The following is a 26,741-nucleotide window of genomic DNA, read 5'->3' on the forward strand; positions in this document are numbered from 1 at the left end:
TAGCAAAAAATTCAAAGTCATATTCCCAAATCGATTAACTTTTTCATTAACAATTCTTTTTTTTTCTTTCGCTCTAAGGCTGCATGTATCAATTCAGATATTTCTTGAATAGTTTGCTTTTGGAAAAAATCTTCAATTTTTAACTTTATATTTATTTCTTTGAATATTCTATTTACCAGCAATGTTGTTTTTAATGAATTTCCCCCATGTTCAAAGTAATTGTTGTTTATTCCAAATTGGCTCACTCCCAACACTTTCTTGTAAATACTCACTAATTTTTCTTCTATTTGATTTCTTGGTGCTACATAATCCAATTCTGTATTTGCTTCAAGCATTGGCAAAGCGAACTTGTCCAGTTTCCCATTTGAGGTAATTGGTATTCTATCTAAAATCACAATTCTAGAAGGTACTTTATATGTCGGGAGCTGCTGCAATAAATATCCTCTTATTTCTGATAACGTAATGCCCTGTTTCCCTGTGACATAAGCTACAAGAAATTTATTATCAGCTTTATCTTCATTAACAACAACAATCGCTTCATTTATACCCTCATACCTGGATAGTAAGGTTTCAATTTCTTGTAATTCAATCCGAAATCCACGTATCTTTACTTGATCATCTGCTCTTCCCAGATATTCAATTACTCCATTCTCCAACCATCTGCCAATATCGCCTGAGCGGTATATAAAGTCTCCAATCACAAATGGATTTTCAATAAATCTCTCTTTTGTCAGTTCTTCTTTGTTTAAATAGCCCATGGCAACTCCGGCACCGCCAATATACAACTCACCGGATACTCCAATTGGCTGAACTTTTAAGTTATTATCCAAGATATAAATCTGTGTATTAGATATCGGGAACCCAATAGGGATGGACAACATATCAGAATGAATAGCATCAATTGGATACGCTGTTGCAAAAACAGTAGTTTCAGTAGGCCCATAGACATTGATTAATTTTCCTTTGCCCAATTGTGCAAGGGCTTTTCTCACATGTTCTACAGAAGCGGCTTCCCCTCCGAAAACTATCTTTCTTACATCTTTAAAAATTTGCAAATCAATGTCAACAAGCATGTTAAATAACAGTGTGGTTAGAAATAATACAGATATTTCTTCTTTTCTTATGGTAGTTGAAAGGTCACTTAATTCCAGTACATTTTCAATCAAAACTAATTTTGCGCCATTTAATAATGCTCCAAAAATATTGAAGGTAGAGCCGTCAAAGGAATAGTTCGAGGTTTGAAGTACACTGTCCTTTTCGCAAAGCTCAATATAATTTGTATTTTTGACAACTCTTATTATATTAGAATGATTTGTCCTGATTCCTTTTGCTTCTCCTGTTGTTCCTGAAGTATACATAATGTATGCACAGTTTTTTGCCGAATAATTATTTTTTATGCTTCTTATACTATTCTCTGGTTTATTTAAATCTTTAATATAAAGTAACTCTACCCCCAAGGGTTCAGTATTAATAACCTCTTTTGCCGTTACCAGAATATTGACATCACAGTCTTCCAGCATGTAGTGTACACGGCTTAACGGCAGCTTTGAATCTATTGGCAGATATGCTGCCCCCGATTTTAGTATGCCTAAGATACTTACTATCATTTCAACACAACTGTTTAATAAAATAGCTACAATATCTCCTGCTTTTACTCCCTGATTAATTAAATGCCTTGACAATTCCTCTGCCCTTTCATTTAACTCACCATAAGTCAAGCTTTGCTCTTTATAAACAACTGCTGTTTTTTGTGGCTGCTTATTAGCATATTCTTCAAATATTTCAGGAATTGTTTTCTCTTTTCCATAGTCAGTCTCATTGTCATTGAATTCAAACAGCAATGTATTCTTTTCTGTTTCCGTTAAAATATCAATATCCTGCAGCCTTTCATGGATATTATTGATAATAGCCTTCATTATATTCCGAATATGGCCTTCCAGCCTGCTTAGCAGCTTTTTATCATATAAGCTTGGATTATATTTAAGTTTTATTTTCAAGGAATCCCCTGTCTGAACAATTACATTCAGGTCATAACTTGTTTGCTCTACAGCTTCTATACTATTTTTCTGGTATATGATTCCATTGTTTTGGGGATTTTCATAGTAATCCACAGGATAGTTTTCAAAAGCAATAATATGATTAAATAAACCTCTCTGTAATTTTAATGCTCCCTGTATTTCATCCAATGAATAATACGCATACTTGGTTGACTCAATTGACATTTTTTGAAGCTGTCTTACATAGTTCAAAAAAGTCGTGTTTCCCCCTGCCTTTATTCTCATTGGAATAGTATTTATAAATAATCCCACCATCTCTTCTATTCCATCAATATCAGCCTGTCTGCCTGATACCACGGTACCAAACACTACATCATCAGTATTGTTATAGCTTCTCAGCAATATTGACCATATTCCCTGAAAAACACTATTTAACGTTAATCCATATTGGTTTGATAAATCTTTTAATTGCTTTGTTTGACTTTCGTCCACAATGATGACAAAATCTTCACAAGCCTGCACTTCTGAATTACTTTTTTCAGACCGAGAAGGTATTCCAACATAGTTTTCATAATCCTGCAAATAATCCATCCAATATCGTTCTGCTTGCTCTTTATCTTGCTGTTCAAGCCAACCAATATAATCTCCAAAGTCCATGTTTTCCTCAGAGCTGAACATGCTATTTTGGGCAAGGTGATTATAAATATTCTTCCACTCTTTGAGAATTATCTCAAAGCTCCAACCATCCAGTATGATATGATGGAAGCTGAAAACCGCTTTATATACTGACTCTGAAACTCTTATTATCCCAAGACGAAGCAAGGTGTCCTTTGTAAAATCAAAACCTCGCTCCTTATCCTTCTCCATAAAATCCTCTATGAACTTGTTTTGCTCTTCTAAAGCTTTGTCTTTATTATCGTAATAATAAATTTCAGCATTTCTTTCTTTCAAAATAACCTGTACGCCGGTGTCAAGTTTGTCATAAAAAATGCCGGTTCTCAATACGTCATATTTTTGAACTAACAACCCAAAACTTTTTTCTAATAAGGATTTCTGAATTTTACCGAGAATATTTATACTGATTTGTTCAAAATAATCCCTTGTTTTTTCATTTTTCAGACAATGAATCAGCATTCCTGCTTGTAAGGGCGTTAAACAATAAATATTTTTAATGTTATCCATGCTATATTCCTTGCAGATAATATCGAAATCCCTTAAACTGAGTTTTACTCTTCCAACATCGTAAGGTGTTATCTCTTCATTTCTCTGTCGAACACAATGCTTTATAACTTCTTTTAGCTTGTTAATTAAAATACAGGCGAATTTATTGATGTTATCCTGCAGAAATTCATTTTTGTCATACTCAATCTGGAATTTGAGACATCCATCTATAACAAGACTGTTTACGCTTAGCTTACTTATATTTTTATTTTTAATACTCATTGAATCAGCGTGCATAAACTGTTGAATTTTGAAGACATCCTGTCCTCTGTCCTGACCAAATTGACCAAGATAATTAAAAGATATCTCAGCGTCATAGTCTAAATTGCTGCTTTTTTCACTTTGCATATATCTTAATAATTGATAGCCAAAGCCCTTAAAAGGAATATGTCTCAAGGATTCTTTTACCGCTTTTATAACATAGGACAAGTCCTCTATATTTGATAAGTCAAGATGGATTGGATATTGGGAAGTAAACCACCCCACTGTACGGGTGATATCTATATTCTTTACTGCCTCCTCCCGTCCATGTCCCTCCATATTAATTACAATGGAATTTATTCCTTGCCACTCTTTTATGGCCAAACCAAGGGCTACTAACAAAAGGTCGTTTATTTCCGTATGGAAAGCCCTGTTTGAATTTTTAACCAATTGTTGTGTATCAGCTTCAGATAACTCTGTACTGATATTTGATATATTTCCTACTTTCCTGTCCTTTACAGCAAAATCCGTGGTAAGAGGTTTTTGGTTTTTTACAATTTCCTCCCAATATTCTCTTTGAGCCAATACTTCTTTTGTTTTGGCGTATTCCTTTAATTTTTTTGCCCATGCTTTATATGAATTTGTTTTGTTGTCAAAAGATATTTTCTGCTTGCTTAATCCCTGCAAATAACCCCTTGAAATATCTTCAAATAATATTCTCCAAGAGACACCATCAATAACCAGATGATGTATAGCAATAAAAAGGTAGTCCCCGACACTTGCTTTAAACAAAATCAAGCGAACAAGAGGCCCTTGCCCTAAATCCATCCCACTCTGAATATGCTTACTCTCTATATCCATTGCTTTGTTGTCATCTTCTGCACCAACTATATTACAGACCTTCAGAGAATATAATTCTCCTTCATTCAAATCCCGGATATATTGTTTTACTTGGTTCCCCTCAACTGTATAGCACATTCTCAGTGCATCGTGATGTTCCAGTAGCTTTTTAAATAAGTCATGTAATATATTTTCTTCAAGACGCTCCTTGCAAAACAACGTAACGCTCTGATTAAAATGCTGCGGTTCTGTAAATTTCTGTTCAACGAACCACTTTTGAATAGGCGTTATATTGACTTCTCCTGTAATAATATCCTGAGATAAATTTTCTTTCTCATTTACTTTTATACAACCCCTTAGTTTTCGGATTTTGGTTTTTTGCAACAAATCTTTTACTTCTAGTTTAAGTCCATATTTTTGTATTCTTGAAATAATCTGTATTGCTTTGATTGAGTCTCCTCCTATGCAGAAGAAATCATCTTCTATTCCGACTTTATCTACACCCAGAACTTCTTGCCATACATTTACTAATATTCTTTCCTGTTCATCCCTTGGCTCTGCATAATCAGCATTATCATAAAATTCCGATTCATATTGTGACAATGCAAGGCGGTCTACCTTCCCATTTGCATTTATTAAAATTTCCGGCAGACAAATAAAGTCAAGGGGTATCATATAAGCCGGTAAGCTATTCCCGAGGATATCCCTTATTTCTTCTTTTGGTATATCCATACGGGCAGTATAGAATGCAAGCAGATATTTATTACCTTCCTTGTCTTCTTTGTCTATAACAACTGCTTCTTTTATTCCGTCAATTTGAGAAATATGCGTTTCAATCTCGCCTAATTCAATACGGTATCCCCTAATTTTAACCTGTTTATCAATTCTGCCTAAGAATAATATTGCTCCATCCAAAGTCCATTTTCCCAAATCTCCTGTTCGATACATCTTTTGTCCCGCAATTACCGGATTTGGAACGAACTTAGCTTTTGTAAGACCTTCACGGTTCAAGTACCCTTTTGCCAGACTTTCTCCTGATATGCATATTTCGCCCTGTACGCCAATTGGTACTACATTATTATCTTTGTCCAGAATATAAACCTGTGTATTTGTTATAGGCTTTCCAATAGGTATATTCGCAGATAATTCATTTACTTCATATGAAGTTGTAACCACTGTATTTTCTGTGGGGCCATAATTATTTATTAATTTATAGTTTCCGTTTACTCTGAATTCCTTTAATTTATCTCCTCCGGTCAAAAGATATCGAAGGGACTTATTTTTAAACTTCATAAATTGCTCACATAGTTGAGTAGGCAAAAAGCTGATGGTTATATTGTTTTCTTCAAAGTATTCATTGAGACTCTCAATATCCAGCTTTAGCTCATCTTTTAATATGTGTAGAGTTGCACCCTTAATAAAATATGGGAAAATTTCCCATACAGATGCATCAAAACCAAAGCCCGCATATTTTGTGCTATTATCCTTATCAGTTACATTAAAGTTCTTATTATGCCAATAACACAGGTTCACCAAAGACTTATGCTCAACCATTACTCCTTTAGGCTTTCCTGTGGAACCCGAGGTATAAATAACATAAGCTAAATCATTCTGTTTGCAATTTGCAGGCAGATTATCGTCAGATAAACTATGCCAGTCATTGCTTTCCAGAGAATAAAGTTCACCCTTGTATTCCAGTCCTTTTACTAATCTTTTGTGGGTCAATAATATCTGCGCTTTGCTATCATCCAGAATAAACTTAATTCTCTGATGAGGATATTGAGGGTCAATTGGCAGATATGCTGCTCCTGATTTAATTATCCCAAGTATTCCAATTATCATATCAAAAGATGGTTCTGCCATAATAGCAATAATGGGATTTACTTTATTAAACTTACTACTCAAGTACTTTGCCAATTGGTTGGATTTTTGATTCAGCTCCGAGTATGTCATTGTTACACCGCAATATACTACGGCTGCTTTATCCGGCGTTCTTTCTGCCTGCATTTCAAACAATTCTTTAATTGTTTGATTTTTTTCAAAACACTCAGCAGTATTATTAAATTCATATAATATTTTGTTCATTTCTTCACTTGTCAAAATATTAATGCTTTTAAGTGAAATATCAGAATTTACGGCTACTGAATGCAAAAGATTTTTCAAATGCTCAGCCATTCTTTCAATTGTTTCTCTTTTGAATAATTTGCTACAGTACACTAATTTCACTTTCAGACACCCGTCTGTTTCCTGTACACTGATTGTAATGTCGAATTTGGCAATATCGGGAATATTATCTGAATTAATAAACTTTGTATTGTCAACTTCCAAAGCTGTAATCCCTGTATTCTGAAAATCAAACATTGTGTCAAAGACAGGATTTCTGCCCATATCACGTCTTATGTTCAAATCCTTTATTATATCATCAAATTGGTAGCTCTGATTTTCGTATGCATTTAAAAATACCTCTTTTACTTCCTTTATGTAAGCTGTAAAAGATTTATCACCCATAGGATAGCTTCTGATAGGTACTGTGTTTACAAACATACCAACGATCTTCTGTAAATCAGGTTGGTTTCTTCCTGCAAAGACCGTTCCAACAATAATGTCTTCGTCATTAGTGTATTTGTACAATAAAGCTTTATAGGCAGATAATAAAACCACATATAAGGTTGAATCCGTCTTTCTCGCCACTTGGTTTAATTTACTTGTTATAGCTTCACTAATGTAAGTAACTACATGATTTCCTTCATAGCTTTGGTACAAAGGCCTTTCATAATCATAAGGCAGATTTAAAACAGGAAGTTCACTCTTTAAATTTTCCATCCAATATTTTTTTTGATTTACTATATTATCCTGCATCCATACCCTATTCTGCCACGCAGCATAGTCTTTATATTGCACTGTAATTGGTTCAAGCTCTTCATTAGCATATAATTTCATGATTTCTTTAAATAGAATATCCATGGAGGTACCATCCGTAATAATGTGATGGCTGTCAAGCAATAGAAAATATCTGCTCCCCGAATAAATTAATCTTCCTCGAATCAGTGGTGCTGTGTTTAAATCAAAGGGCTTTACAAATTCTTCTGCCTTCAAGGCTTCATCAAAGGGTTCTTGTATTTCAAAATACTCCAGTGAAAACTTTATGTTCTGATGGACTCTCTGAAACAGTTCTCCATCAGTCATGTGAAATGAAGTTCTTAATGCCTCATGGCGATTCACCATTTGTTGGAAGGCATATTCCAATTTTTCTTTATTAATCTTTCCTTCTGTAATCATCAAAAAGGGTACATTATAATTCGTTTCTGACTGTTGGCGAGTCCAAATAGAATACAATCTTTTTTGTGCAGAAGAAGCTATGTAATAATCACTTTCCTCTATAGGAGTTATTGATAATTGCCGGCAATTATCCGCATTATCAATGAGTTGAGCCATTTCTCTTAATGTTGGAGCTTCAAAAATGTGACGAATGGATATATCACATTGAAATTCTCTTTGAATGAAGTGAACTAATACTGTTGCTTTTAAAGAATGTCCCCCTAATTCAAAAAAATTGCTGGCAGCTCCTATCCTTTGCTTGTCCAGCAGTTCCATCCAAATATCGGCTAATTTTATTTCCGTTTCACTTGACAAGGCTAAATCTTCTTGGGTATTATTTATACCACCCTCGATTTTCACCAGAGCTTTTCTGTCAATTTTACCGTTTAATGTAATGGGCATTGTCTCCAATTGTATAAAACAGGAAGGTATCATATATTCAGGCAGCTTTTTCAATAGGTATTCTTTTATCTCACCACCTGAAATTTGCTGTTTTGCCGTATAATAAAGATTAAGATATTTTAGTCCTTGATTATCAGTTTTATCTATAACAACTGCTTCTTTTATTAATTGATTTTGCAAGATTTGATTTTCAATTTCTCCAAGTTCAATTCGATAACCTCTTATCTTAACCTGATAATCTATTCTTCCTGAAAATTCAATATTGCCATCCGGCATCATTCGTCCCTTATCACCGGTTTTATATAGCTTATCTCCATTGACACCGAAAACAATATCTTCTATAAAGGAGTCGCTTGTCTTAGAGTCATCATTTATATATCCTCTGGCAACGCCAATTCCTCCAATATATAGTTCGCCCGCTTGTCCGACAGGAACCGGCTTTCTATCATTATCCAGAATATAGAACTGATTATTATCCAAGGGTTTCCCATATGGTATGCTATGACTATAGTTTTGAGAGGGATTAATGACATAGTAAATAGACCATACTGTTCCCTCGGTAGCACCGCCTAAGCTAACGATTTTGGTATTCGGAAAGTAAGATGTCATTCTGGCAGGAAGCGAAACAGGTATCCAGTCTCCACTCATAAAAACAAGTCTGAGATGGGGATATTCACAGCTTTCTCCGCTTAATTCAAGCTCATTTACCAAATGATTCATTGTTGATGGAACAGAATCCCAGAAAGTTATTTTTTCTTCTTTCAGAAGTTTTTTCAACTCCTTAGGGTCCTGTACCTGCTCTTTCTCCGCAATTACAACCTTACCTCCGGCTGCAAGAATTCCAAATATATCGTACACGGACAAGTCGAAGCACATGGATGTGATAAATAGTAAGGTATCCTTTTCTGTTACATAAAATTTATTATTAATGCTTGTAATGAGATTTACGGCAGAATGATGCTCAATCATTACCCCTTTTGGCAACCCCGTTGAACCCGAAGTATAGATAATATATGCTAAACTTTTGGAGTCTCCCTCCAAAGCTAAATTATTGGTGTTATATTTGCTTAATTCCTTTTGGTCAATTCTTATAACATTTTGAAAATCTATTTCATTATCCTGTCCAACCACCACTACTGATAAGCCGGAATTCTCTATTATATGTTTTATTCGATATTCCGGATAACTAGGGTCAATTGGTACATAAGCTCCTCCAGATTTTAAAGTGGCCAACATTCCAACTATCATTTCAAAAGACCTGTCACAGATAATACCTACAGTATCTCCCGTTTTAACATTATGCGCTTCCAAACTTCTTGCCAAGGCATTTGATTGCCGGTTCAGCTCATTATAAGTCATAGTTTTTCTTCTATATACCAAAGCAATATTATCGGGTGTTTTTATTACCTGTTCCTCAAATAATTGATACATCATCTTCCAACTGTGGTAATCAACATGTGTGTTATTATAATTTGATAATAATTTTCTATCCTCCTTTGAAAGCCCCTGAAAGAATGTTGTATCACCATTTACCTTAAACCCCATTTTTTCTTATCATTCCTTTCCATTCACTAAAACGTCCAAAATAGCCATGAAGAAATATTTGTAGCAAAATTTGACATAGAACCCCCTATATCAGATGATTTGTCACGTTTGTAACCATCCTTTTTTCAAAGGTACCCGTTTACAAGCACCAGCTTTATTTTTTTATTTTATTCATTCATAAATAAATATCTTATTAAATTATTATTCCGAATTGTATTAGATATTTTATTTATTGACATTATTAGCAAATACATGCGTTGTTATTGCGCCAGCAAAAGCCAATAACTATTATTTTTACCATAATTGTATACTTTTGGGGTGTATTTTTCAACAATAAATGCTAAAATTACCAATAATTTTAAATTTGAGTATTTATAAAAATTGGAGCTATAAAAAAAGGTATCTGTACTTAAATCAGAAAAATGATTATCAGTACAGATACCTTTTTGACGCCTTATATTGTTAACACTCTACTTACCGAAGCCTTCCAGCCTTCATAATACCTATCTCTCGTAGTTTTATCCATAACAGGGGTATAAGACTGCCCTTCACTTCTCAGCTGCAATATTTCTTCCTTACTCTTCCATAACCCTACGGCAAGGCCTGCCAGATATACCGAACCCATTGAAGATAACTCTGCAATCTCAGTGCTTACGACCTTATGGTTCAGCATATCAGCCTGAAATTGCATAAGAAACTCATCTTTTGTGGGACCTCCGTCAACACGTAATTCCTTGGTTTTAATTCCGGATTCCAGTTCCATTTTGTCAACAGCATCCTTTATCTGATATGCAGTAGACTCTATTGCAGCTCTGACAAGGTGCTCTTTTCTTGTCCCTCTGGACATACCGACAACTGCTGCCCTGGCGTCTGAATCCCAATGGGGTATACCCAAACCTACAAATGCAGGAACCATATATACGCCTTCGTTGCTATCAAGGGAGTTTACCATAGCCCTTGCTTCTTCAAAGCTGTTAAACAGCATCAGATTGTCTTTCACCCATTTTAATGCATCTCCGGTACAGTGTACAATCCCTTCTAACACATATTCCACTCTGCCGCTGATACCCCATGCAACTGACGTTACTAATCCGCTGCCGGTCTCCTTTATTTGTTCTCCTATATGCATCATAATAGAAGAACCGGTTCCATATGTAGCCTTTACCATTCCGGGGTTAAAGCAATTCTGTCCGAATAACGCTCCTTGGGAATCGCCTATAATACCTGATATTGGTAATTCTATGTCCGGCAATTCTTCTGTATCGGTGTAACCTACCATATCATTGGACGACTTGATTTCCGGCAGCATACACCGGGGTATGCCAAAGATTTCTAACAGTTCACTGTCCCATTGCAGTGTTCTTATATTGAAGAGGAGTGTACGGCTGGCATTTGTGTAATCAGTTACATGGGCTTTTCCATGGGTAAGTTTCCAAACAAGCCATGAGTCTATTGTTCCTAAAAGTAATTGCCCCTTCTCAGCCTTCGCTCTCGCGCCTTCTACATGGTCTAATATCCACTTTACCTTTGTTGCTGAAAAATACGGGTCAAGGAGCAGTCCTGTCTTTTGCCGTACCTTTTCTTCCACACCCTGTTTTTTTAGTTGGGAGCACATTTCCGAGGTTCTTCTGCATTGCCACACTATTGCATTATATATGGGCAAGCCTGTATTTTTATCCCATACAAGAATGGTCTCTCTTTGGTTTGTTATGGCAAGTGCTGCCATATCATCTGCTTTCACTTTTGATATCAGCATTGCTTCTTTTAAAACTTTTTTTACATTTTCATATATCTCCATGGGGTCGTGTTCAACCCAACCCGGATTGGGATAATATTGTTTATGCTCCATAGAGCTTTTTGATAAGATATTTCCATTTTTGTCGACCACCATGGCCTTTGAACCCGATGTACTCTGATCCAAAGCCAGAATATACCCTTTTTCCATAGGAGCACCCCTATTTTTTCTTTATAATTTCTAAGGCAATACTACTGATATTGTCAGCAGTTAAACCGTAATGTTTGAATACTTCCTCGGATTTACCGGGAATTGCCGGCTCGTCGGGAACACCAACAATTTTCATGGGAACCGGACTATTCTGTGTTACTACCTCTGATACGGCAGCCCCAAGGCCTCCATAAATGCTATGTTCTTCCACCGTAATGATACAGCCGGTTTCTTTAGCAGCCTTTATGATTTCTGCCTCATCCAAGGGTTTTATGGTATGCATGTTTAACACCCTGCAACTAACTCCTTTTTTCTTTAACACACCAGCTGCATCCATGGCTATCTTCACTGTTTCCCCTGCTGCAATTATGGTAATATCAGTTCCCTCTGACATGGTTACTGCTTTGCCGATTTCAAAACCATATTCGTCTGATGAGTAAACATCTGCCACAGGGTTTCGACCTATTCTTATGTAGGTTGGCTCAGTATTTTTGGCCAATGCTTCTATCATTTTTTTAGTCTCATGCTTATCTGCAGGAAGAATTATATTTATTCCCGGAATAGCTCTCATTACTGCGATATCCTGCAAAGAATGATGGGACATTCCAAGAGCTCCGTAGCTTAATCCACCGCTGATACCAATCAGCTTAACATTGGTCTTTGAATATGCAACATCCACCTTTACCTGCTCGATACTCCTCATACTTAAAAAACATGCAGGTGAAGCAATATACGGTTTTTTACCTGATGCAGCCAGACCCGCAGCTATCCCCACAATATTCTGCTCTGCGATACCAACCTCCACAAACTGCTCCGGCAGTTCCTTTGCAAAGTTCGTCATGGACGCTGAACCTCTGGAATCACTTGTCAGCACCACAATATCCTTGTCCTTCCCTCCTAACTCAATGAGGGTATCACATATTACTTGTCTGTTTGGAATACTATTCATCGCAATCGCCTCCCAATCTGGCAGATAATTCACTCAATGCCATATCCATTTGTTCCCGACTGGGTACTCCGTGATGCCATTTGGCTACATTTTCCATAAATGAAACACCTTTTCCTTTTGTTGTGTACGCCATAACAAGTGTAGGCTTTCCTTTGGTTTTGGGAGTATTTCCAAGTACCTCCAAAAGTTGCTTATAGTCGTGTCCGTCCACCTGAATAACTTCCCAGCCGAAGCTCCTCCATTTATCCTCCAGAGAGTCCAAAGACATAACTTCTTCAGTAGACCCGGAAATCTGAAGTTTGTTTCGGTCAACAATGGCGGTCAAATTATCAAGCTTGTAATGTGCAGCTGACATGGCCGCTTCCCAAACAGACCCTTCCGCTTGCTCTCCATCCCCCATTAGTGTGAATACCCTGTAGCTTCTCCCGTCCATTTTTGCAGCAAGGGCCATACCTACAGAAATAGAAAGCCCATGCCCTAATGCACCTGTATTCATTTCAACACCCGGAACCTTATTATTGGGGTGTCCTATAAATTTAGAGCCGAACTGTGAAAAGGTTTTCAGCTCTTCTTTGGGAAAGAAACCTTTATCTCCCAGTATGCAATAATACCCCTCTACCGAATGACCCTTGCTCAGAATAAACCTGTCACGATTCTCCCAGTTTAGATTGGCAGGATCAACATTCATGACTCCGTAATATAAAGTAGTCAATATATCCGTACAGGAAAGTGCCCCTCCGGTATGTCCGGTTTTCCCTTCATAAATCATTGTTAATAAATCCATTCTGATTTTAGTAGCCTTTTTTTCTAAAAAATTTATATCAACCATATAATCAACTCCAAAATTCTAATTTTACTTACCTCTAAGCCACGACTGTATCTGTGCCTCAGTTGGATCAACAGGATCTGGTTTCAGCCCCGGTATATAGTTACAAGCTTCATATAAAGCAGGTATTACATCTGCATGTATTCCGGTGCAATGGTGAACATATGGCCCTTTGACAAGTTTTTCTTCCCATAATGGCCAGTCATTTACCTCTACCCATAGATAAGACCCTCTGCTAAAAGGTCCTTTAATTCCTTTTGCTTTTCCAAGAAACAGAGAATAATCGCTGTGATCCCCGTCAAATCTGGCAATAGAAACATCTCCTCCTTGAATCTCACTCTCCTGTGTTCCCGGTGCATGGGAATCAAACAGGAAGTGCTTACGGAATTTAGGACGACAGCCGTCTGCTACCAAGGATACAGGGAAATTCCCGCAGTGGAACAGAAGTTCTCCATTCTCATTCTGTGTACTGCGAACTGTTAAATCTGCAAAGAAGGGTGCTTTTCTGCCCATTGCTGCAGCTTGTGCCATAACTGAAGTAATTGCTCCGTGAATATCTGTCTCACAAGCTACAGGAATTCCCTCATCTGTGAGGAGTGAATTAGCAAGACATGGCATAATTCCCATAGCATCCTGCATTGCATTCCAACATTGGATGGCAACTGCGGAGCAGCCATGGTCTTTTACAAAATTGAGCATAGCAATTTTTAAGGCAGCTACCTTTTTAATGGCAATTTCATCTACCTCACTACAATCAAGCTTAGATTGAATAAATTCCACAACATTTCTGAGTTCGGAGCCGTTTTCCTTTTCTATAGCTATTGTGGCATTCTGTATATCTATAAGTGTTATTGGATAAACCTCAATTCCGAATCTTTCAAGCAATTCTCCTTCGTTGCAAATCATGGTCCAGAAACCTGAAGGTCTTGTGTCAATTTGCAAAACCCTGAGTTTTCGAAAAGCTTTTACAACATTGGCAGCAGAAATGAAATTTGTCAGACCTCTATCAAAAACAGTACTATCCAAGGTACTGTTTACGATGTATGTATAGGGTACATTAAATCTCCTCAATACTTTTCCCGTGGCAAAAAGTCCGCACTGGGTATCACGAAGACGGAAACCATCTTCCAATGGAGCTTCGTCCCTTGGCCCCCAAAGCAGAACCGGTTTACCAACTGCTTTTGCCACACGTGAGACTGTATCTTCTGTCCCGAAATTACAATGGGGGAAAAATACCGCATCTACATCTTCAGCTTTAAACCGCTTAATGATTTTATCTGCATCCCCATCATTATCGTAAAGCAATCCTTCCTCGTTAATTCCCTCTAAATCCACAATTTCAATTCCGTAATCTTTAATTTTATCTCTGGTCAGGTTCTTAAATTTAAAAGCATCTTCCTTACTGAATACAAATCTCCTCGTTGGAGCAAACCCAATTTTAAATCCGTTATTCATTGTAAAGCCTCCTATATTTCAGTATTTACAGTGTGTTTTCACCTAAAAAATTTTTGCGATTGGTTTTAAGTTGTATGGAAAACAATTTCGGGCTTAGAAAATATGACTTGACATAATGCTGATGACTTAATTATAGTATCTTTAATTAAAACGTTCAATACATTTTACTAAATTATTTAGTATTTTTATATAAAATATTTATATAAAAACTTTATATTTCACACAAAACACAAAAAAAGTGCGCTTTCATGGCATGAAAACGCACTTTTTTCAACACTCTATATTCAGTTTTGGCGTTGTAAAAACACTATTTTTTACTTGCTGCTGTCAAATCCCTTACACTGTCTCTTTCAATAAATTCTGTACATACCTGTATCTTGGTATGTATCATATCTTCGCTTTCCATCATATCTATGATTCTTCTCACTGCCAGACGTCCCATTTCCTGCTTTGGAACCCGTAAGCTGGTTAGCCTTGGGAAAGATATCTCGCAAAAGGGCAAATCATCAAATCCAATCACGGAAACATCCTCAGGAATCCTATATCCCATTTCCTGCAAAGCTCTAATGGCACCCAACGCAATCATATCGTTGTCCGCAAAAAAAGCAGTGGGCAGGTCAGGCTTATTCTTTAAGTAATCAAGCATATCTGCATAGGCTCCATTCATGGTAGTACTAAGATCAATAGTATATTTGGGATTAACCTCTAAACCGATGTCTCTCATCTCAGAATAATATCCCATTTCTCTTTGGCGAAAACCTAATATTTTAAATTTTCCGCCAAGGTGTCCTATCTTTGTATGACCTTTACCATATAAATAATTTATAGCCATTCTGACAGAATCAGAGTTATTGATAATAACCCCGCTAAAATCCATATCTAAACTCCAATAATCCAATAAAAGAAACGGACACTTAGCATTCTTAAATACCTTGAGCCCTTCCGGTGACAATTCTGTGCCCAGAAGTATAATGGCTGTATCCGGTTCATTGATCATCTGTTTTGCCTGCTCCAAATATCCGGGACTTCTCGCATCCAGATTGCTTATCATCATTTCATATCCCGAAGAGCTGCATTCCTGCTCAATGCCGTTAATCAGTAACGTAAAAAATGGTGTGTCATCTATAATTAGTCCATTCTCCTTATAGATAACCAATTTAATTTTACTGATATTATTATTATCCAGATACCCTATTTCCCTTGCAACACGGAATATTCTGTCAGAAGTTTCCCAGCTGACTCCTTTTTTTCGATTTAGAGCATTTGATATGGTAGCAGGGGAAAAACCCGTTATTTTACTGATTTGCTTGATTCCTGTTTTCAATAAAAAGCCTCATTTCTTATTAACATAATATATCTAAGTTTCCTTAATTTTGCGGATTCGTATGGCCATGTATTCTTTCCCCGGCAGATCAATTCTGAATTTTCCGCTAAAGGTCCCTTTTTCTTCAATAGTCATCTCCCAAGTGTCGATAACCTCAGCAACAAATTTGCTTTTATCGTCAAAATAAAAGTCCCTGAATGAAGGTCTCATAAAACTATAGTAATATATATAATAATTGTTTTCAATACTCATAGGAGAAATGGGGCTTTGTGTTGTAGCCACTACTTCATCCCAGGAAGACGCAAGAGGCTTCAACCCTACACCCGGGGTTTCTTTTAATACAGAATACAAGAATTTCAGACGCTCAGCGCTCTCCCCATGCAGCTTACCGCCGTGTGACCACCAGATAACATCATTGGTGTTCATAAAAGTTTCGCCATGTCCGGCGTATCCTCCCCGGCAAGTCGCCTCCCAAAATCTGCGTACAAGCTCTTTTCCGCTGATATTGCCCCAACCGTGCTGAATATTTCCTTCATAAGCAATTTCATCTAATACAATTGGTTTTTTATACTGCTCTCTCCACTCCGCTACAAGCTCTGCTGATTTATATAAATCCTGTCTCTGTATACAGCAGTGTGTAATCCAAGGCTGCGAATAGTTATAAAATGGTATGCAGTTATGAATTGAGCGCAAGTGTGAATATGGATCGCACTGACAAACAATTTCGGCAAACCTTTCCCAATCCTGAATAGATTTTTGAGGCATAAGATCATATTCATTAGCCAAAGACCACCATACATTACGATACGCAGCAAACCTTGCTACAACATATCTTAAATATAGTTCGTCGTTTTCAGCACTCATAGAACTGAAGCCCCATCTGTCGTAAGGGTGCATAAGAATTAAATCCGCTTCTATAGATAACTCGCATAATTTCTGTATGCATTCTTCCAAATGACGGAAATGTTCAGGGTTAAACCTGGTATAGTCCCAATCGTTTCCTTCAAAAGAAGAATAATATTTTGAAAAATTCTCCTTGGTAATATTTGAACTGTCACAGGGCGTTCCAACATATGGATAAGAAATAGGTTCTTTGAAGTTGTAATCGTAGTGCTTAGGAAATATACAAAATCTAATTTTATTAAAAGCAGTGTCCCTCAATGTATTCAGAGTTTCTTCCTGTACTTCCTGAGGCTGTAAAGCCCATACATAGCAGGTAGTCCCCACCGGGTAATACGGAGTCCCGTCCTCGTATGCAAAATGATATGTGTTTGCAGTCCGAACCGGACCATGATTGTCCTCCACAGAAGGCAGTACGGTAAAACTGCCACTGTATTGTTCATTTGAGAAATTTCCTGTAATCTCAAAAGTATATTCTTCTTCAAAGGAAGGCATAAACCGAACTTTATAAATGCCGTTTCCATCGTAAAATCCATCTACTTCGACAGTTTGGTTTTTACTTTTAAATATGCCTTTAATTTTGAAATCAACAAAAGGATTCCCGGTAGAGTGTCCTTTACATATTACTTCCTGCAACCCCCATTTTTCCACTTGCCTTAAATACGTAAAATTGTCCATATATAATCTCCTTCAATCAAGATTTAACAGCACCAGCCATGCCTTCTTAACAGCCCCAAAATATAAGATAGACAATAAAAATTATATGTAACTTTTATTATCTGATGATGCCAGAATACCATATAGTATTATGAAATTCAAGATTAATTGAATCACGAATTAAAAATTTTATATTCCATGCCATCCCTTATATACACATAAAATACAACTGATTTTGTAACTTATTTATTAAAATAATTTATAAATATTTTATATTGATATACTTTTGAGAAATATTGTTATGATTTGTTGATTAAACCTGATATTTATGGTTTTACTAATTCATTTGTGTTAAAATATGTTAAATGGATAAAGGAGACTATAAAAATGAAATTCTGTATTGTTACTGCTCCGTGCAAGGACTGAACCGGACGAAACAGCACGGAGCGGATTGAATTCGTCCGTTCGGCTTTGCACTTTCAATAAATTGTAAAAATTCTATTTGAAAGAGGAGCAAAGTCATGATTAAAAAAATAAAAGCTAACATCAGGGAACTTCATACTTTCCTTTTGTTATGGATTACGCAGTCATTTTCGACACTTGGTAGTGCAATGACTAACTTTGCACTGGTGATTTGGTCTTATCAGCAGCAAGGGTCTGCCCTTACCACTTCGTTACTGGCTATTTGTTCTTATGCACCTTATGTTCTGTTAAGTATATTCGCAGGAGCACTTAGCGACCGCTGGAACAAGAAGACCACCATGCTTATTAGCGACAGCTTTGCGGCATTTTGTACCGTTTCGGTACTGCTTCTTTTGACAACGGGTAAACTTCAGATTTGGCACCTGTATTTGATTAACACATTGAATGGATTGATGAACACAGTACAACAACCGGCATCAGAAGTCACCGTCAGCTTGTTGACTCCTAAAAAGCACTATCAGAAGGTCAGTGGTATGCGCTCCTTCTCCAATTCGCTGGTTACAATACTTACACCTGTAATTGCAACGGCATTGCTTTCTTTTACAAGCATTAAGTTCGTAATCCTATTTGATTTGATTACATATTTCACGGCATTTGTTGCGCTGTTATGCTTTATCAAAATCCCTAAAGTAATTGAACATAGCAATACTGTCAAAGAGACGGTGCTGCAGTCTGCAAAAAGTGGATTTCAATATCTCAAGGATAATCGTGGAATTCTGGATTTGATATTGTTTTTGGCGGTAATCAATTTTACTGCCTCCATCTTCAATGCTGCGTTGCCTGCAATGATGCTCTCACGCACCGGAGGAGGAGAGGTTGCCCTTGGTATGGTAAATACCGTAACCGGAATAGCAACCCTGGTTGGAAGTATTTTAGTTTCTGTTCTGCCACCTCCAAAAAGTAGGGTTAGGGTTATTTGTAATTCCTTGCTTTTTGCCATGAGTACAGAAAATTTCATTCTTGCTTTCGGCAGGTCTACGTGGGTTTGGTGTTTAGGTGCGACATTAGGTTGGATATTTATCCCTGTTATGGGAGCAAATATGGATGTGCTTTTCCGTTCAAAGATACCTATTGAAATGCAGGGACGTGTCTATTCCGTGAGGAATACATTACAGTTTTTCACCATCCCTTTAGGATATCTGTGTGGCGGTATTTTTGTTGACAGAGTGTTTGAACCATTTATGGCAGAGCAACCCATAAGTAGTATATGGGTTACATTGTTCGGCTCCGGAAAAGGCTCAGGAGCAGCTCTGCTGTTTTTTGTAATCGGAATTTTCGGCTCATTGTCCTGTCTGCCATTTCGAAGGGACAAACATATCTGGAAATTGGAAAAATAGTGTAACTATAAACTAAAAACAAGGGGTTGTTGTGCTATATTCAACAGCCCCTTACTTCTATTGGTTTCAATATGCTACAAGGGCTTCCAGAGTTTCCAATATAATTAACGCATCTGCCAGAGTATCCTGTGAGGCAATTAAATTATTACGAATAAGGTCAAGCAGGGGTATAGCCTGTGTTGCGACTTCCAACGTCAACCAATCTTTTGTCTTATGGGTAATATAGTTTGAGTGATATAATAGCTCCAATAAATCAGGTAACTTATGCTCATACCGCTCTCTTCTTTCTATAGCTTTAATGGCTGCGGAAAGACCCTTTATTAAGTTTGCCATATCTCTATTGATTATATTGTTACGCAACATCCAGCTTAAAATATTTTCCTTCTCCGGTATCTGGATTAAAAGGTTGGCGTCTAAAAAGCCCAGAGCCTTTAGAAATAATTCCTGACGCAAGTATCCTCGGTGGTAGGAATCTATAAAGTGTTTTCTGTCTTCTTCTCCCATTCGTTTATTGGGGTCTTTTTCTACAGGGTCAGAAATTACATCATTTTTCTTTTCCGTCTCATTTTTCTCTATGGCTTCAAGAATCTCATAGATTGCAGAAGGTCTTGAAGCTACGATGTGAACCTTCCGGTTAAAAATCTCCTGCAAGACATCAGTAATTCCTTCTCTGGAGGTTTGACTGCAGGCAATCACCAATCTTTCATCGGAACTTACGCCTAAAGGAATTGCCATAAGGGCTTTTGCCTGTCGGACGCTTAGCTTATCTATCCATTTTGTGTCAACTTTCTCTTTTTCAGGGTTTAATTCATAATAATCAATCGCACTTTGCGAAGCAAGGGTACTATATAGTCCTGTTTCATCAATATAACCCAGTGCAAGCAAGCTTTCCCCCAGACGTATTCCAAATTTTTTCTGATGATAAAGACCAATTTCAAGCTGTTCCGGCTTAATTAGTTCCCTATCAAGAAGTAATTTTCCCAATTGCTGTTTATTCTCCAGAATTGAATTGGTTTTTTCTGTATCATAAATATATACAATATCTTCTGCCAATACATAGTAACGATTAACTTTAGAATCATAGATTACCCGTTTATCCAAATCAATGGCCAAATCAACAAGACCCTCCAAAGAAAGTATCTGAATGTCTTGTCTGTCCTTTACCTCAACACTGCCATCTGTAATCCATTCTTTAAAACGGGTATGATCCTTCGCCGCTTTTGGTTTTCCCATTTGCTTCAAAATGTAAAGAGCAACCAGCAATAACAACAAAATAAAGTCTATGACAAAGGGAATTATATTAAACTGTATTATTCGAAGAAGGTTTTCTGTCAAGGCAGGGACCTTACCTTCCGCTATCAAAGAAATTTTCGAGGTGATTTCTTGCGATTTTGGTATGGTAAAGCTTGTTTGTTGCAAATTAATAGGAAGAGTATGAACAATACTTTTTTCAATAGGTACACCATTTACGGTACCGCTTACTTTAATATCTGAAACTACAAGCAACTGAAAGAGACCGCTTTGAAACAGCAGCTCTTCACCAATTTTGGTAACCTTACTGTAAGCGTCAGGTATATCCAGAACCATTCCCGAATTTTGATTAAAAGCTTTTCCTGAAGATAATGTAAATTCGTTCAGCGGGGATTCATTAAGTTTATGGCTCCAATAAATCTGTGATTTTTCATCAATTGACTGTATTAAAACTCTGGATTTAAAAGTTCCATGAATTAAGCCTTCATTCATGCCATTAATTTTTATGATAGGTGTTGTTGTTATCTTTGGTTTAGCTGCATAGAAGTAAGCTGCTCTTCCTTGTTCAAAAATGGTACCCTTTGGCCATACTGTTAAGTCCGTTCCCGATTCAATTTTATATTCAGGGATTACGGACAGAGTAACGCCCGGCATCGGTACCTCAGTTGGATTGGACTTAAAATTGATATATGTCCACGCAACTGAAACTACTAGTCCGATACCGACAATAAAAATAAGTAATTGTCTGTTTCGACTTTCCATCAAAGAATTACCTGCACTTTCTGCATATAATCTATTTCTGAATGATGTAATATACTCAAAAGGATAATTAAGCACTCAGAAACCGGCATCAAATTAGTAACAGACTATATTACGCGGAGTATTGATTTTATCCGTTAACTGTGCAGAGTATGAGCCATCTGTATTAGTAGCTGTAAATTGAAATGACGTTCTCAAACTTGTGACATTGTTTACCAAAGAGGCAGCTGCATTTACTGTCTGTCCGGGGTTTAAGGTTATTACAATCTTCTTAGGTGAACTGAAGAGATAACTGAATTCCCCTTCCTCATTTCCAATTTTCACCCTGAAAGTACTTAGGGCATTCATCCAGCTTATTTCAGGACATACTATAACAGTTAATTTCACAATCTGCATTGTATTATTTGTTATTGTGCCAAAGTTTGCATACTTATTATTCATATTATAGAGTTTATTTTGAAAGCCATCCACTTTCAATATTCCTTTATCATCACTGACTATTTTCGCAGAGGCAGTTCTCTCCAGCTTACCTGTGCTGAGAGCACCACTGTAAGGCATGGAAACTACAGCAAATATTAAACTTAATATAAAAAATAGGAGGTAAGTTTTTCTTTTTGTTCTCATCTTATTTTACTCTCCTTTTCCCTTTCCCTAATAGCTTTGCTCTTGAACGTTTAATACGGCGCTGAAAAAGCTTATCCTTTATAGTTTTTAAAGGTATCCAAGCCTCAAAGCCATGAACCTGCTTCAGAAGTTTCAGAAAAACCCACACCAAAAATGCCATGGTAAAACCAACTGCCAGCATAGCAAAAACAGGACTTGCCCTGTGCAGCACCAAAATCAATGTTCTGGGTAATAACATAGGATAGTTGTATGTCTGAACATACCCCCGATACATACCAATCTTCTTTTGTGGTGCAACATCAAGTATAACTTTACCTTCTGAACGTATCCAAAGATATTCCGGTGCTTCATGAACACTCAAAGGCTGTATACATGAAATAATAGTCCACACAGGAATAACAGCGTCATTTTTAATCTTCATCATAAGCTGATCTGATTTATTCAATTGAATTTGGTCGCCCAAAGTTCCCGGGTATTCGCTGACCAGATATTTTATCTCTGTTACTCTTGAGCCAATATATATGCTTAAAATGACAGATATGGCTGATAGGATTATAATGACACGATACAAATGCCTGAGTCTCCACCTGTTTCGAGACTTGCGTTTTCTTACTCGCCCCTTTCCCAGAGAAAAAGACAATATTCCCAGTGTTAAGAATATCCACGACAGATACTTTGAATAATTTCCCAAATAAGAATTTAAATATGCCGATGCTTTACCAATACCCGGAATAATAAGAGGCTGCCCATTTATAGTCAGAACTTTTCCGGAAATCCTGTCTCCGGTAACCTCCGGTTCTCCACTGTCCTGATCCTTGTAGGGAGAATTATCACCTTTTGTAATATAACCTTCTTCTCCCACAGCAATGATTCTATGAGTTATATATGGTGCTTTCAGTACCATTGGTCGATAAGTAATAATATCTCCAACTTTGGGATTTTTTTCAGGCCAGACAAGGAAAGCATCGTTCACATTAATTAATGGTACCATACTATTAGAATAAACATATGTCAAAATATGAGCACCCTTGGTTTTACCATTGACGCCAATTACAATGGCGATTACAATAGCAAAACCAATAAGTGCTCCATAGAATAGTTTTTTCATTTTTTTTATACCAGATAGCCCATATTATTTAATAAACAAGGCTTTATATTTCTTTCGGCGTAAATTGCCCTTACTTTGCTTCTACATGCAATACACCATTTAATGTCTTAGAAGGTTCCAATCCGGTAGTATTGATTGTAAAGTAAAAATCACCGGAACCGCCAACATTAATGGTATTATTGCCATTATTTACAGGAGTGAGAGCTATAGCATTATTATTACCCGATTCGTTAATAATTGATACACTTACAGGAGCATCTGAATTATTTTTAATCTTTATTACGCCGCTAGAAGTTGAACCTATGGTAAAAATAGCATCTGTGTTAAAACCACTGTTTGTGTTTGAATTGCTATTAATGGCTTCGTTTATGTTTATAGAAACCTTACCTTTACTATCTGCTTTAACTAGTCCTTGATATTTAGATATATTTGTGATTTGTATTGCTACATTATCATCTGTATCCACAAGAATCTTTCCTGCTTTAACACTACGGTCAAAGGACACACTGGATAAAGCGGCAGAACCGACAGCAGCAATCGCAACAGCTACAACTACTAGTAGAACACTTAATTTAAGTTTTTTCATGTATAAACCTCCACGTAGAAATGTTATATTGAAGAGTGCAATGTTGTTTACAAAAATCATTCTACAGTAATAATATTCAGTTCTCAATGCACGAATATTGCCAGTAGAGTAACTGTTTACCCTTACTGCTAAAGTTACTCAAAAGATTCTGCATACACGCCTATCCCATTTGCTCATATTCTTTCTCCGTCTATTATCAATCTGGCAGCATTTTTTACGCATAATAAAATACAATTCCCGTATCAGCCTCATAAAATGAAGGGCTTAAAGCTCTGTTATTCATGATTTTCCGATAACGAGAATTGTATTTTATTGATATCTATTTATATTTCTGCCTTTAACAACAACATCTTCAGTTGAGCAAAATCTATGGAATTGACCTCGCCATCTCCGTTCATGTCTGCCGCTTTTAGAGCATTACCTGTAAGAATCTCCCCGTTAAGTATAATTTTTTTCAGCAAAGCCAAGTCGATAGAATTAATTTCGCCGTCACAATTTACATCTCCAACTTTTATTGGAATCTCACCTTGAAAGTTACTGTTGGCAAATGCGGTAATAAACTCGAGAGTGGAAGTGGAACCAATAGCGTGTTCATTTGTGGTCCATTCATCTGCACTGTCCAAATAGCATTTTGCCGGAAAGTTCGAAAGACCAATACCTTGATACCTGTTAGGTCCTAGCGGCATAAAACCCTTGGCTATACCTGCTTTTCCATCACTATTAAAAGTAGAGAATATGGTTTTTATGCAATCGTCACCGTAACCCGACACAAAGCTCTTTCTTAAAGGATTTGCTCCAAGTATCCAATTTAATGAAGAAAGTGCCATATTGTTAATTGTATCGGTATTTGTTCCCAGAAGTCTGGAACCAATCAGTGCTTCCATGCACATACCCATTATTTGGTTGTTACTGCCCCAGTAATAGTTTGCGTTTGTAATTGCGTTACCCCAGGCACTGCTTTTGTAACGTTCGATTTTGTTGTTCACCCAAATTCCAAACTCGTTATTGAACCACTTTTCAGCATCAATGTTTCGGTTTGCTGCTTTCATATAAGCGAAAAATGCAAAATTCCAGTTACCTACCCAATCTCCTGATGCATTCTCATAAGCATCTTTTCCCTTGGAATAGTTTGCCACAAAGTAATTGTCATACTTTGCTTCACCAGTAGCCCTATACAAGGCTGCTGCTGCTAAAAGTCTGCTGCTTATATCATTGTCAGAATTATAAGGTCCGTTTGGAGATTTAATATTGTTGGGATTTTGTTCAAGATACGACCACGCACTCTTTGCTGCATTCAGACAGGTAAGTGCAAACGCTGGATCATAGTTTGAATATATAATGGAAGCGTGAGCTAAGGCAGCAGCTGCACATGCAGTATCTTCTGTCGGTCTTATATTTGTGGTGTCACCCTCTTTATCCTTTATAATCCTTTTTGTTATATTGCCATCATCATCTGATTGAACCCTTGCATAAAAACCGCCGCTTGCAGTATCCTGCATTTTTAGAATCCATTCAAGTTCCCATTTTGACTCATCAAGTATATCCGGTACACCATTTCCGCTTTCAGGAATATTAAACTGATTATCCTGATATAGCTCCGGGAACATATCGTAAGCCCAAAAAAGATTTATTAAAGTCCCAGCTCCAGTACTTACATACTTTCCAAGATCACCTGCATCAAACCATCCTTTAGATACATCCCTTGTCTTTCCGTAGTTGGAGTCAAAGACAGCAGTCGTATCCTGAGGTGTTCTGTCTTTTCTTGGATAATCGGGACAGTATGTAGCCGTAAGGTCTACTCCTGAACGCTGATAATAAAAATATCTTGCTACATCCGTCAAAAGAGATTTGTAAACATCATTTCCAATCTTAAACTTAGGTGATTTTTCTATACCTGATGTATTAACTGTAATATAATATTCGCCCGGTTGATTAAGGTCTGTAAACACAGCTTTAAACACTCTTTCACCCGAATCCTGATCATAATCCTTCACAAGAGCCAACTGACCACTATAAGCAACGGAATCGTCAGAAACTCTTTTTACCTGAAATTGAGTACCAGTAGTGGCCGTTAGCTCATCCTCAAATCCTGAAACATAGGCATATTTTTCTGCAGTTTCACGGAACCCTACCTGGTTCAACTTAATGGCCGGATATGCCTTTTCTTTATCTGGAGAAGTCAACTTCAGTTGATTAATCCAGACGCAGAAGGGATCAAGAGTTACTTTATCAAGTACAATTGCCTTTGCATTGTATGGATCCATACCCAGTGATGGGTCTAAAATATCTTTTAAGGGTATTTTCACATGTTGCCACTCAGTTGTAACCGTACAGTAATCGGTTATGGGCTTTGTAATTTTCTGCTCAACACCCGATACACGCTCGCTTACATGGTCAACTGCACCGATTACAAACTGCTCCCCTCCTTTTTCACCCTTTACATTAAATTCCAAATATCCATTCGGAACATACTGGGATACATCATGACAGTTCCATTCCGCTAATGTAAGTATTACTGACATCCAATACGAGTTAAGCTGTGTTTGAAGATTCAATCGTAAAGAAGGTAAACTTTGGTATGTGACTTGGGTATCAATCGGTAAGTTTCCGTTTACTGTTTCCAATTCTCCGGCACCGCTCCCTGACCATCCGCTTATTTTATCCTTAAATACATAAAAATCCTGAAGGTTCCTCCAGCCCTGAGGAGCACTTGCATTGATAGCAATCATTGATGTAATCAATGATGTACATATTATTGCAACACATAAAAATAAAGCAAGTAATTTTTTTTGTTTCATACTTTTCCTCCTATAATATTATCTACTTCTACCAATATGCCTGAAGAAATAATATCCACCCCCTTTTCTATTAATAATGTAAAAAGCATATCAGTTGAACTTTAGAACCAGAGATATAATTACACTCTTGTTTTGATGTGTATATTGTAATTGATAAGAGTCAGATTAACTTTTATTTAAATATATAACAAAAATATACAATATTCCTTGACTTT

Annotated in this window: 13 protein-coding genes; 1 reads left to right on the forward strand and 12 read right to left on the reverse strand. The window is 36.9% G+C overall.

Annotation, left to right across the window (positions count from 1 at the left end; translation table 11 throughout):
• Positions 1-17: 17 nt before the first annotated feature.
• The 7 genes from P0092_RS11695 to P0092_RS11725 form a co-directional block, all read right to left on the reverse strand.
• On the reverse strand, positions 18-9,524 hold the full coding sequence (locus tag P0092_RS11695; protein WP_004618115.1) for a non-ribosomal peptide synthetase: 9,507 nt from the start codon (positions 9,522-9,524) through the stop codon (positions 18-20).
• A gap of 454 nt (positions 9,525-9,978) precedes the next feature.
• Positions 9,979-11,469, reverse strand: coding sequence for a glycerol kinase GlpK (gene glpK / locus P0092_RS11700; RefSeq protein ID WP_004618113.1), 1,491 nt, complete (start codon positions 11,467-11,469; stop codon positions 9,979-9,981).
• Positions 11,470-11,479: 10 nt separating this feature from the next.
• Positions 11,480-12,418: a transketolase family protein gene (locus P0092_RS11705; RefSeq protein ID WP_004618111.1), complete on the reverse strand. Its 939-nt coding sequence runs from the start codon at positions 12,416-12,418 to the stop codon at positions 11,480-11,482.
• Positions 12,411-13,247 carry a transketolase gene (locus tag P0092_RS11710; protein ID WP_004618109.1) on the reverse strand — a complete coding sequence of 279 codons (837 nt, stop codon included), beginning with the start codon at positions 13,245-13,247 and terminating at the stop codon, positions 12,411-12,413. The genes P0092_RS11705 and P0092_RS11710 overlap by 8 nt, the downstream gene beginning before the upstream one ends.
• Positions 13,248-13,271: 24 nt before the next feature.
• Positions 13,272-14,699: an L-fucose/L-arabinose isomerase family protein gene (locus P0092_RS11715; RefSeq protein WP_004618107.1), complete on the reverse strand. Its 1,428-nt coding sequence runs from the start codon at positions 14,697-14,699 to the stop codon at positions 13,272-13,274.
• A 307-nt stretch (positions 14,700-15,006) separates the two neighbouring features.
• Positions 15,007-16,023 carry a LacI family DNA-binding transcriptional regulator gene (locus P0092_RS11720; RefSeq protein WP_004618105.1) on the reverse strand — a complete coding sequence of 339 codons (1,017 nt, stop codon included), beginning with the start codon at positions 16,021-16,023 and terminating at the stop codon, positions 15,007-15,009.
• A 33-nt stretch (positions 16,024-16,056) separates the two neighbouring features.
• A complete protein-coding gene (locus P0092_RS11725; RefSeq protein ID WP_004618102.1) occupies positions 16,057-17,601 on the reverse strand; it encodes a DUF5605 domain-containing protein in 1,545 nt (514 codons plus the stop codon).
• Between the two features lie 500 nt (positions 17,602-18,101).
• Between P0092_RS11725 and P0092_RS11730 the strand changes: the two genes are divergently transcribed.
• A complete protein-coding gene (locus P0092_RS11730; protein ID WP_004618100.1) occupies positions 18,102-19,400 on the forward strand; it encodes an MFS transporter in 1,299 nt (432 codons plus the stop codon).
• A 66-nt stretch (positions 19,401-19,466) separates the two neighbouring features.
• Here the strand turns inward: P0092_RS11730 and P0092_RS11735 are convergent, their stop codons facing one another.
• From P0092_RS11735 to P0092_RS11755, 5 genes are all read right to left on the reverse strand, one after another.
• Positions 19,467-21,413 carry a DUF5305 family protein gene (locus P0092_RS11735; protein WP_004618099.1) on the reverse strand — a complete coding sequence of 649 codons (1,947 nt, stop codon included), beginning with the start codon at positions 21,411-21,413 and terminating at the stop codon, positions 19,467-19,469.
• A 93-nt stretch (positions 21,414-21,506) separates the two neighbouring features.
• Positions 21,507-22,034 carry a hypothetical protein gene (locus P0092_RS11740; RefSeq protein WP_004618096.1) on the reverse strand — a complete coding sequence of 176 codons (528 nt, stop codon included), beginning with the start codon at positions 22,032-22,034 and terminating at the stop codon, positions 21,507-21,509.
• Position 22,035: 1 nt separating this feature from the next.
• Positions 22,036-23,142: a signal peptidase I gene (locus tag P0092_RS11745; RefSeq protein WP_004618094.1), complete on the reverse strand. Its 1,107-nt coding sequence runs from the start codon at positions 23,140-23,142 to the stop codon at positions 22,036-22,038.
• A gap of 70 nt (positions 23,143-23,212) precedes the next feature.
• Positions 23,213-23,728 carry a hypothetical protein gene (locus P0092_RS11750; protein WP_004618092.1) on the reverse strand — a complete coding sequence of 172 codons (516 nt, stop codon included), beginning with the start codon at positions 23,726-23,728 and terminating at the stop codon, positions 23,213-23,215.
• A 323-nt stretch (positions 23,729-24,051) separates the two neighbouring features.
• Positions 24,052-26,526: a glycoside hydrolase family 9 protein gene (locus P0092_RS11755; protein WP_004618089.1), complete on the reverse strand. Its 2,475-nt coding sequence runs from the start codon at positions 26,524-26,526 to the stop codon at positions 24,052-24,054.
• Positions 26,527-26,741: the final 215 nt, after the last annotated feature.

Source organism: Ruminiclostridium papyrosolvens DSM 2782 (assembly GCF_029318685.1).
GTDB lineage: Bacteria > Bacillota > Clostridia > Acetivibrionales > DSM-1351 > Ruminiclostridium > Ruminiclostridium papyrosolvens.

What these genes read in the sequence shown, in the direction of transcription:
- P0092_RS11695 (WP_004618115.1), bottom strand. Translation starts at nt 9,524, where the DNA reads ATGGGGTTTAAGGTAAATGGTGATACAACATTCTTTCAGGGGCTTTCA.
- glpK (WP_004618113.1), bottom strand. Translation starts at nt 11,469, where the DNA reads ATGGAAAAAGGGTATATTCTGGCTTTGGATCAGAGTACATCGGGTTCA.
- P0092_RS11705 (WP_004618111.1), bottom strand. Translation starts at nt 12,418, where the DNA reads ATGAATAGTATTCCAAACAGACAAGTAATATGTGATACCCTCATTGAG.
- P0092_RS11710 (WP_004618109.1), bottom strand. Translation starts at nt 13,247, where the DNA reads ATGGTTGATATAAATTTTTTAGAAAAAAAGGCTACTAAAATCAGAATG.
- P0092_RS11715 (WP_004618107.1), bottom strand. Translation starts at nt 14,699, where the DNA reads ATGAATAACGGATTTAAAATTGGGTTTGCTCCAACGAGGAGATTTGTA.
- P0092_RS11725 (WP_004618102.1), bottom strand. Translation starts at nt 17,601, where the DNA reads ATGGACAATTTTACGTATTTAAGGCAAGTGGAAAAATGGGGGTTGCAG.
- P0092_RS11730 (WP_004618100.1), top strand. Translation starts at nt 18,102, where the DNA reads ATGATTAAAAAAATAAAAGCTAACATCAGGGAACTTCATACTTTCCTT.
- P0092_RS11735 (WP_004618099.1), bottom strand. Translation starts at nt 21,413, where the DNA reads ATGGAAAGTCGAAACAGACAATTACTTATTTTTATTGTCGGTATCGGA.
- P0092_RS11740 (WP_004618096.1), bottom strand. Translation starts at nt 22,034, where the DNA reads ATGAGAACAAAAAGAAAAACTTACCTCCTATTTTTTATATTAAGTTTA.
- P0092_RS11745 (WP_004618094.1), bottom strand. Translation starts at nt 23,142, where the DNA reads ATGAAAAAACTATTCTATGGAGCACTTATTGGTTTTGCTATTGTAATC.
- P0092_RS11750 (WP_004618092.1), bottom strand. Translation starts at nt 23,728, where the DNA reads ATGAAAAAACTTAAATTAAGTGTTCTACTAGTAGTTGTAGCTGTTGCG.
- P0092_RS11755 (WP_004618089.1), bottom strand. Translation starts at nt 26,526, where the DNA reads ATGAAACAAAAAAAATTACTTGCTTTATTTTTATGTGTTGCAATAATA.